Raw genomic sequence first — 10,195 nt, forward strand, 5'->3', positions numbered from 1 at the left:
CTGGCATTGCCACTTGAGCATCAACGTCGTTCTCAGCATTTATCTGCACACCTAAAACATAGTCATCATCACCATCATGAAAAAGAGGCATTGGCACTCCATGCTGATCTACGTTTTGAGCGTCATCATGGTGAAGGGCAAGATCTATTTAGTTATGGTTGGATCTTCAACCAACACCAAGTATTTAATTTGATGGCGCTTGCTACGCTGCTAGAACCGCTAGAAGTAGTGCGCTTGAAAGCGGCGATTAAGACTGAACAAGGTTGTTTTGCGATAAACAGCGTTAATGGCGAATGTGATTTTACGCCGATAAGTACACTCGAGACGAGTAAAATCGAGATCATTAGTATGCTTGAGTTACCTTGGCAACAATTGGAGGAGGCATTATGCGATTCTCTCTTAGGAGGATAACATAGCTGAATATGAATTTTAAATTGCAGATTTAAAATTAAAGTTAGTTATATATAGCTGAATTAATCTATATTTTAGTTATAGATTGCTATGCATCGTATAATTCATGCCAACAAAACAATCATTGTCTGCTGCTTTTTTCGTATACTTTAATTATAGATTTTGGGTAATTAAATATTTGGTGTAGATGATGGTGAATAAACAAATTAAATCTTTATTATGTATGCGACTTCGATACAGCAACTAAGCCTTGAATGTGGTGCTTAGTTGCTGGTTTTACCACGCGCGATGACCGCTAATTCATCAGTGATGATGTAATTGTAAATACGTAAAAGGATCTTAACATGACCACATTTAACCATAATAAATACCAAGCTTTTCCCGTCCTAAATATGCCTAATCGTCAATGGCCAGATAACAGGATAATGCAAGCACCGCAATGGTGTAGCGTTGATTTACGTGATGGTAACCAGGCATTGGTTGATCCAATGACGATTGCGCAAAAGCGTCGTTATTATCAATTATTATTAGCGATGGGTTTTAAACAGATCGAAGTTGGCTTTCCCGCCGCATCTCAGATGGATTTTGATTTTGTCCGTTGGTTAATTGAAGAAAATAAGATCCCGGATGACGTTACGATTCAAGTATTAACCCAAGCCCGTGAAAGTCTTATCGAAAAAACCTTTGCGGCGTTAAAAGGTGTTAAACAGGCGATTATTCATGTTTATAATTCAACCTCGACGGTGCAAAGAGAGCTGGTATTTCAAAAAGATCGCCAAGGTATTATTGATATCGCAGTACAAGGTGCAACTTGGGTTAAACAGCATGCCGACGCTAACTCTGGTCCGCGCTGGCAGTTTGAATATTCTCCTGAAAGTTTTTCGGGTACAGAGCTGGATTTTGCCGTTGATATCTGTGATGCGGTTAATGCCGTTTGGCAGCCGACCTTCGCGGAACCGGTGATCATTAATTTACCGGCGACTGTAGAAATGTCGACTCCGAACGTGTTTGCAGATCAGGTCGAATGGTTTTGTAACCATGTGCAGAACCGAGACGCTATTACAGTTAGTGTGCATACTCACAACGATCGTGGTTGTGCTGTCGCTGCTGCGGAGCTTGCGGTAATGGCTGGCGCAGATCGTGTTGAAGGTACTTTGCTTGGTAATGGTGAGCGTACGGGTAATATGGATATTATTACCATGGCGATGAACCTGTATAGTCAAGGTGTTGATCCTGAACTTCACTTGGGTGATATTGATAATATTATTGCGACTATTTCTGAATGTACCCAGTTACCGGTTCATCCTCGTCACCCTTATGTTGGAGAATTGGTGTACACCGCTTTTTCTGGTAGTCATCAGGATGCGATTAAGAAATGTTTAGACCGTCGAGAGCCTGAAAGTACTTGGAATGTGGCTTATCTACCTATTGACCCTACAGATTTAAATCGAACCTTAAAGCATGTTATCCGAGTAAATAGCCAATCAGGCAAAGGCGGTATTGCATATTTGCTTGAGCAAGAATATGGAGTGCAGTTACCGCGTTGGTTACAAATTGAATTTTCAGCAGTGGTACAGCAGCACTCTGAAATGACAGCCTGTGAGTTAATGACCCCGCAAATATGGCAGCTGTTTAAATCGACTTATAGCCATACAGAACACACATATCAGTTAGCGGATTACAATGTGAATCATGGTGAGATTGATAAGATACAGGCGCAACTAGCAAATGATGGTAACAGTGTGAGCGTGATAGGTGAAGGATATGGTGCGCTAACCGCCTTTATCGCAGCATTAAAACAGCATTTTAATATCGAATTTGAAGTGATTAACTTTAGTGAACACGCATTAAGCAAAGGCACGGATGCTGATGCAATTGCTTATTTACAAATTAAGACCGCGACTGAATTGGTTATTGGTGTCGCGATCCACAATGATATTTTGACTGCGTCATTGACGGCATTATTAAATGCGGTTAATCAGTTGGTCTCGATTAAACGTTTTTCCGTAGCATGATAAGCGCGGGTATGACATGAGTGATACCCATAGCGAAGGCTTAACTTGTTTTACAAATATCTGCCGCCCAAGGGCCTAAGGTTTTACCGCCTTGGCCTTTATAAATAAACGTCACTCCAATGTTATCCTCATGCGCTAATCTATAAATGCTGCTTTTTTTATCTTCACATAGTGTTTTATGGGTTTGCTTCTCTATGTGTTTTTGTTGCCAGAGCAAATTTGTTGCTGGTAGCCGATATGTTACCGTCAATATTGAGCTATAACGATCAAATTTTAGATGGTGATGGTTATCTGCCATTTTTTGATAACGAACGATCGTCATATTATCTAATTTAGTTGGCTGATACTTATAATTCTGTGTTGACTGACATCCGTATAGACCAGTGCTTAGCATAATAAATGCAAATAACTTATTCATAAAACACCACTTCCTTGTGTCATTTTTATTGTCTTGACTGCCACTGATGTTAACACTTGATTAACATTAGTGGCTATTTTTTCAGGTTTCTATTTTCATACTTTGTTTATTGCACTATTTGGACGTCGACGATAGAGGTGTTTTAGCCATGTAACTAAACGCCCTAAATCTTCTAATAATAAGTAATTAATCGGGACGATAAATAAGGTTATCACCGTCGCAAATAAGATCCCGAACCCTAATGATATTGCCATAGGAATAAGGAATTGAGCTTGGATACTGGTTTCAAATAGCAGTGGTATCAAGCCCACAAACGTCGTAATAGAGGTTAACATCACAGCTCTAAAGCGTGCGACTCCGGCATCTCTTACTGCTTCTGAAAGCGGCACTCCGTCAGCGCGTTGTCTATTAATATAGTCGACTAATACTAAGGAATCATTTACCACTACTCCTGTTAGCGCCAGCATGCCTAGTATGCTCATTAATGTCAGTGGATTACCCATGATGATATGACCTAAGATGGCGCCAATTGCCCCAAAGGGGATCACTGACATGACGATTAATGGTTGGGTATAAGAGCGAAATGGGATAGCAAGTAAGGCATAAATTGCAAATAACACAAAAACAAGCCCGATTTTTAAGCTAGAAAAAGATTCATCTTGCTCTTTGGCTTCACCTTCAAGCGAGTAACTGACGCTAGGGTATTGCAGCATGACTTGATCCAAATAGCTGGTTAAGTCTTGTTTTAATAACCCTAAATTACCTGTTTCTTTATTTAAATCAGCGGTGATGTTAAGCGTTCGCTGTCGATCAATACGAATAATTGTCGATGGACTGGTGCCAACGATGACTTCCGCTACTTCAAGAAAAGGGATCTCATCACCAGCCGGAGTTCTGATCATCATGTTATTTAAATTATAAATAGACTGGCGTTCATTCTCTGGATAGCGGATAAATACTTTTACGTCATCTTTACCACGCTGTATCCGTTGTACTTGTTCACCATAAAAGGCCTGCCTTACCTGCTGGGCTAGATCCGATAAACTGAGCCCTAACGCTTGCGCCTCTGGTTTTATTGCCAACTGTAATTCTGTTTTACCTTTGGCAATACTGTCCTCGATATCGAAGACGGATGGATACTCTGCTAATTTATGCTTTATGTTATCAGCCACGATTCGTAACGAGTCATAACTCTGCGCGGTGAGTTGTATATCTAACGGGGAACCACTGTGGCCTGTTTCTGCTTTAAATGTCAGGCTTTGCGCGCCTGGTACAAGGCCGATTAATACTCGCCATTCTTTGACTAAAGATGCCACGCTAATATCAATAACGCGCTCTTCTTCTGATTGAACCTGGAATATTACGCGGCCACGATGCGATTGACCAGCGCTGTTACCGCCGCTTGAACCTACGGTGGCGAAAATATCTTTGATAACACTTTTATTGGTATCCGTATCGGTATATTTCTTCTGCAGTAGTAATGCTGAGTCCAACATTTTTTGCACGTATTTATCGGTTATCGCAATATCAGTGCCTGTAGGCATGACTATAACGCCTTTTGCTATTTCACTCGGGATCCGTGGGAAAAAAATAAAGCGTACCCAACCTGATGAGACTAACGTTAAGACGATGAGCATCACTGAGAGTGCTAAGGATAATGATAGATAGCGGCGTGCTAACACGGCAGATAATACTGGTCGATAATAGCGAATAATGGCTTTTTCAAAGTTATTTGCGAAATTTTCTTGCCAACGTAAGAAGCTGTTTTTGTTACTATCTTGCATACGGATATGCTTTAAGTGTGCTGGTAAAATTAACTTTGATTCTATTAATGAAAACAGTAATACCGGTATCACAATGGCGGGTATTTGCGCAAAAATATCGCCCCGTGCACCTTCAATCAACGTCAGTGGAATAAAAGCGGCGATGGTGGTTAAAATACCAAAGGTGACAGGTTTAGAGACTTCTTGTGTGCCTATGATAGCGGCTCTTTCTGGTGGTTCGCCACGTTTTAGATGAGTATAGACATTTTCACCGGTAACAATGGCATCATCGACTAAAATACCGAGCACCATAATGAAAGCGAATAATGAGATGATATTGATGGATATGTCCATTTCTGGCATAAATATCGCCCCCCCCATAAAGCTGACGGGAATACCAACAGTTACCCAGAATGCGATGGCTGGACGTAAGAATAGCGTGAGCATGATGGCGACTAAGATACCACCTTGGAGCGCACTGGTACTGAGGGTATTAATACGTGATTTTACGATCTTAGAATCATCGCGCCAGTAATTCATTTTCACTCCTGCTGGCATTAATGGCTGTTGCGCGATAATAAAGGCTTTTACTGTATCGGCGATAGTGATCGCGCTTTGTGACCCGACGCGATAGACTTCAATGATGACTGCAGGTTTACCATTAAAGCGGGTGATGATCGGAGTTTCTTCAAAATCATCTTTGATACTGGCAATATCTTTTAGCATAAGGCGTGTGCCATCAGGTTCACTGCGAACCATGATATCGGCGTATTCACTACCAACATAAGCTTGGCCTTTACTGCGTAATAAGATCTCACCGGACGGGGTATTAATACTCCCCCCGCTTAAATCCACTGAATTGGCATTAATCGCCGATGCTATTTCATCCATGGTGAGGTTGTATTGACGTAAAGTTTGCTCGGATACTTCAATTGATATTTCATAAGGACGAACAGATTCAAGCGTGACTTGGGTGATGTTATTTTCACTCAATAACCTATCACGGGTTTGTTCGCCAAGCAGACGTAATTCTTTTTCACTTAATTCGCCGGAAATCATTACACTGATCACTTCTCTGCTTGATGTCGGCTGGCTAATAATTGGTTTCTCTGCGCTTGTGGGTAAAGTGTTTAGCGCATCCACCCGATTCTTTATTTCATCTTTTAATAGATATTCATCATATTTGGCGTCGACTTCAACACTGATCGTTGAGCTACCTTCAGTTGAGCGTGACGTTATCTTATCAATGCCTTCAATATCGAGAATAGCTTCTTCAATCGGAATGGCTAAACTTTCTTCTGCTTCATCTGGCGTTGCGCCGGGCAGGGCGATACTAATATTGATCATATCGATGGTGACATCGGGAAAAACTTCTAAATTAACCCGGTATTTAAGGGTAAAAAAACCGGCTCCGAGGATTAATACCATGAGTAGATTGGCAGCTACGTGATTACGGGTAAACCAAGCAATTAAATTATGCATCGATTAGTTACTCTTGCTTAGTTTACTTGAGCTTGACGTTAATCGAGCTTTCCTACCGGATACCACAGAGTTTAAAGGCGTGGTTACTAATAATTCACCAGTATAAACGCCAGCATCAACAATGGTATTTCGGCTATCACGCCAAATCACATTTATATCTTTGCGATTGAGTTGACCGTCCTTAAATACAATGACCTGGTCACCTTCATAAACGCTGGTTGTTGGCAGAATAAAGATATTGTGGAGTACATTACCTGCTATTTCAGCACTCACAAACTGACCTATCTTTAATGCTGGTTTATTACGGTTATCTCGACCATAAGGGTTTTCTATTGTTGCAACGGTATAAAGTTGACGGCTTTTTGTATCTAAAGCTCCTTCTGTCCGGGTTAATTTCCCTGACCAGCGATAACCCTTATTACCAAATTGAGCGGTGATATTGACTGGCGGGTAATATGAATTACTGTTTTGTTTAAATTGTTCAGGAAGCTGAATGTAGTTTTGTTGTTGGCTATTAAGCGGGAGACGAACTTCAACCTGATCCGTTGCATAAATATCTGCTAATACGGTACCGATAGTCACGAATTGACCAATATCTGCATGCTTTGTTAATACTCTACCAGCGTAAGGGGCTGTAATTTTAGTGCGTTGTAGGTTGAGTTGGGCTTGCTCTAGTTGTGCTTGTGCGGAAGCAAGTGAAGCATTAGCAGAGGCTAATTGTGGTTTTCTTAATACCAGATCATTGGGCTCTCCTTTTCGGCTAAGTCGCAGCCAATCTCGTTGCGCTTGTTTACTTTTTGCTTGCTCTTCAGTGAGTGTTAATTTAGCTTCGATTAGCGCGGCTGCTGCTATTTTTACTGCGATGATATAATCACGATCATCAACAGAAAGTAAAGTATCGCCAGCATTAAAAAATCCGCCAGAGATAAATTCAGGTGAAACCTTAGTGACCGTACCCGATACTTGGCTGGCAATACCAGCTTGGCTACGGGGTTGAATAATACCGTTGGTTTTGAGCGTAACCTGAAAATCACTTGCTGTTATGGCAATCACTTCAACGGTTAATTGATTATCTGCCACTTGCGATCTTTTCTCGGGTGTTGGACTCGTGGATGTGATCACTTGGATGATAAATACCGTGATGACTACGACTAATAGCGGTAACACATAGCGAAATAGCGTTTCAAATTTAGTTAATGGCTTATTCGTTGACACGTGAGAGTTCCTTTTCTGGGTTAACCGTCAGTGAGGTCGGAATATCACCGCCTAGTGCGAGTAATAGTTTGATGCGATTTTGAATTCGAGTATTTTTTATCGACAGTAATGAGGTTTGTGCATCAAAGGCACTACGTTGTGATTCCAGCACGGTTATATAATCCGTTAACCCGGCAATATATTGTTCAAATGCCAACTGCTCAGCGACACTAAAGTAGTATTCTGCATCTTGTTGCCGTAATTCTCTTTTTGCGAGTGTAACCTCTGTAGCCAGTGCGGTTTCAACTTCACTGAAGGCTTGCAAGGTAACCTCGGTGACCGATATTGCCGCTTGCTGTGTTTTTGCTGTTTGTTGCGCTTGTTTTGCTGTCAATGCGCCGGCATCAAAGATAGATGCTGATGCATTAGCAAAAAATGACCATACCAAGCTATCTGGTTGTAATAAATTACTCAATTCAGGGCTGCTGCTGCCGCCAGATAAAGAAAGCGATAAACTTGGAAATCTATTTTTATAAGCATGGGCTACACGATAGTTTTCTGCTGTAAGCGCTAGCATAACTTGTTGAATATCGAATCGACGCTGAATTAATTCTGAGGGTAAACCAGAGGGTACCGGCTTTGCGCTAAAGGCTAAATCACCATTCGCGCGAATATGGGCGGCGGGGTAACGACCTAATGATAATTCTAATTGGCGTTGTGCATTTTTTAATGTTTCTACGTTTTCTTGTTTTGCGGCTTGTGCTCTGGCTAAATCGGCGCGAGCAAGGTAGACATCGAGAGGTTGCTTTAAACCTTGATCGTAGCCACTTTCAATAATATCTAAATTTTGCTGTAAGTTTTGTTGGCGCTTACTGATTAATGCCAACTGCTGCTGGTAGAAGATAAGATCAAACCATTGTTGACCGATGAGGGCAATGGTATTTGATTGCCGCTGTTTATAATTGAGGATTGCTTGCTTGGCGTCGAGTGCTGCAGCCTTGGCAAGATCGTCTAGTTTACCAAGGTAATCAATCTCCCAAGCAGCATCAATATTAATAGAATTACTGTTGCTCGTATTCTGATTATTATTTTGACGGCCAGTAGCAAGGTAAGCATCAATTTTAGGTGACTGCCCTGCTTTAGTTTGTTTTACTAAGGCGACGGCTATATCAATATTATATTGCTCGGTGATGAGTTGTGGATTATTCGCTAGGGCTTCTTGTATATATTGGGTCAACTGTGGATAGGCTGTGATACCTTGCCATGATGTTTTGATATCTGAATGAAGATGGACTGTACTCCATTGTGCTGGCTTCGGTAATTTATCTGCAACGATCTCGATTGGCGGGGTAAAAATACTGCACCCTGATAAGTTAACTGCCAAAATAAAGTAGATTATCTGCCGCATGAAAAATCGTTCCTAATTTTAATGTCGAGAGGTCACATTTATTAGTAAAGCTTAATTATCACTTTTTTAGTTTTAGAATAAAGTTTATCGCTTTACCGAGTTGTAGATAGCGTTGTAAATCTGCTTTGTCGTATTTAGTGGATAAATAGGTAATGTTGTTTCTATTTTTTAAATAGCGAGAGACTTGTAAGCGATTGAAGTTACCAATTTTGTATAACATATCAAGTAATGTACTGGCACTTTCATCATTAAAGGCAAGCATTATTGGATAGTCTGATTCTTTATAATCGATTTGTTGCAATGTTACCTTTTTAATTAATTTTTTCTCTTCTAGGTATTCTAGCCATTGCTCAACGAGTTGTGGTTTACAACCGGCAAGTAAATTGAAGAAACCACCACTGTCACTTTTACATTGAGTAAGTAACAAACAAGCAAAGCTATCATCAGTCGCCTTAAAGCTAACTTCGCCGGATTCAGTCCACAGTAACGATGCTACTTGAATCGTTGCTTGCTCTTGATTAAAACCTTCGCATTTAAAAATAAACATAATGACTTTAACTAATGGAAAAATTAATTATACGCAATTTTACCCATAAAAGAATATAAGCTTAATTTCGTTCTGTTAATTTATGTACTTGATCTAGGCATACTTTCAATAAGTGCTGCGCGGCCGTTGTGTTGGTATCCATATTCATTAGCTCATCCATTAATACCGGTAATAGTGGCGACGTTGTGCATTGGCACAAGTTGGTCGGTAATGCTGCGGTAACCCGAGCCGAAAATGTGAGTACATCAATCTGACATGTTGTGATCGATTCAATAGCATACAGACAGTCATGCGGTAACCATGCGGATTGTGATTGCTTTAGAGTGAGTAGGGTTTTACCTAAGCGAATATTGATCTCACCATGACGTATAATCAGTAATTGTGCTTTGTATTGTCGCTGACGTTTAGTTTTTGTTAATGTCTGTAGGTTTAAACGGCTATATTCGATCGGTAAAGACATGATAATTTCACTGTGGGCTAAAATGTAGGCCACTAAAATAATAGATATAATGAGGGATAGCTATTATGAGTATAGGTTGCATGTTATTTATCGAACAAACTGGTTGGTGATGTGAACTTTTTGATTGTTCTGTGAACAGTCATGCGTTCTAGTTTCGTTTAGCTAAAAAAACGCTTGCCATGGAGGGCTAGATCTCTATAATTCGACCTCACTGACACGGCGATAGCCGCTAAGTAAGGTGTTGTAAGGCAACTTCGGTTACTTTTTAAACTTCCTGAGTAAAGCATAAAAATGTGCTTGACTTAAAAATCGGTTTGCGTAGAATACGCAGCCTGACTACGGCGCAAGACGTCAAGGTCAATGCTCTTTAACAATTTATTCAAGCAATCTGTGTGAGCACTTGCAGAGATATAATGACCAAAAATTATATCAATGTAATTGTGAACATTAAATTAAATCGAAAGATTTGGTTTTATAAACAACAAACTTCGGTTTGT

The 10,195-nt window shown here is 40.5% G+C and carries 7 protein-coding genes and 1 pseudogene; 2 read left to right on the forward strand and 6 right to left on the reverse strand.

The window, feature by feature from the left end; all coding sequences use genetic code 11:
• Together QNK26_RS17350 and leuA are read left to right on the forward strand one after the other, a co-directional pair.
• A pseudogene (locus QNK26_RS17350) lies at positions 1-411 on the forward strand (GTP-binding protein); the annotation flags it as partial.
• A gap of 344 nt (positions 412-755) precedes the next feature.
• Positions 756-2,426: a 2-isopropylmalate synthase gene (gene leuA / locus QNK26_RS17355; RefSeq protein ID WP_319225265.1), complete on the forward strand. Its 1,671-nt coding sequence runs from the start codon at positions 756-758 to the stop codon at positions 2,424-2,426.
• 40 nt (positions 2,427-2,466) lie between these two features.
• Here the strand turns inward: leuA and QNK26_RS17360 are convergent, their stop codons facing one another.
• The 6 genes from QNK26_RS17360 to QNK26_RS17385 all read right to left on the reverse strand — a co-directional run bounded on the left by QNK26_RS17360 (position 2,467) and on the right by QNK26_RS17385 (position 9,698).
• The gene (locus QNK26_RS17360; RefSeq protein ID WP_319225267.1) at positions 2,467-2,844 is read right to left on the reverse strand and encodes a hypothetical protein; all 378 of its coding nucleotides are present in this window, start codon (positions 2,842-2,844) and stop codon (positions 2,467-2,469) included.
• A gap of 95 nt (positions 2,845-2,939) precedes the next feature.
• Positions 2,940-6,089: an efflux RND transporter permease subunit gene (locus tag QNK26_RS17365; RefSeq protein WP_319225269.1), complete on the reverse strand. Its 3,150-nt coding sequence runs from the start codon at positions 6,087-6,089 to the stop codon at positions 2,940-2,942.
• 3 nt (positions 6,090-6,092) lie between these two features.
• Entirely contained in the window at positions 6,093-7,304 is a 1,212-nt protein-coding gene (locus tag QNK26_RS17370) for an efflux RND transporter periplasmic adaptor subunit (RefSeq protein WP_319225271.1), read from the reverse strand.
• Positions 7,291-8,691 carry a TolC family protein gene (locus QNK26_RS17375; RefSeq protein WP_319225272.1) on the reverse strand — a complete coding sequence of 467 codons (1,401 nt, stop codon included), beginning with the start codon at positions 8,689-8,691 and terminating at the stop codon, positions 7,291-7,293. Before QNK26_RS17375 ends, QNK26_RS17370 begins: the two co-directional genes overlap by 14 nt.
• Positions 8,692-8,749: 58 nt before the next feature.
• Positions 8,750-9,238 carry a hypothetical protein gene (locus QNK26_RS17380; RefSeq protein WP_319225273.1) on the reverse strand — a complete coding sequence of 163 codons (489 nt, stop codon included), beginning with the start codon at positions 9,236-9,238 and terminating at the stop codon, positions 8,750-8,752.
• 61 nt (positions 9,239-9,299) lie between these two features.
• A complete protein-coding gene (locus tag QNK26_RS17385) occupies positions 9,300-9,698 on the reverse strand; it encodes a hypothetical protein (RefSeq protein ID WP_319225275.1) in 399 nt (132 codons plus the stop codon).
• Positions 9,699-10,195: the final 497 nt, after the last annotated feature.

The organism is Moritella sp. (assembly GCF_033791185.1).
GTDB lineage: Bacteria > Pseudomonadota > Gammaproteobacteria > Enterobacterales > Moritellaceae > Moritella.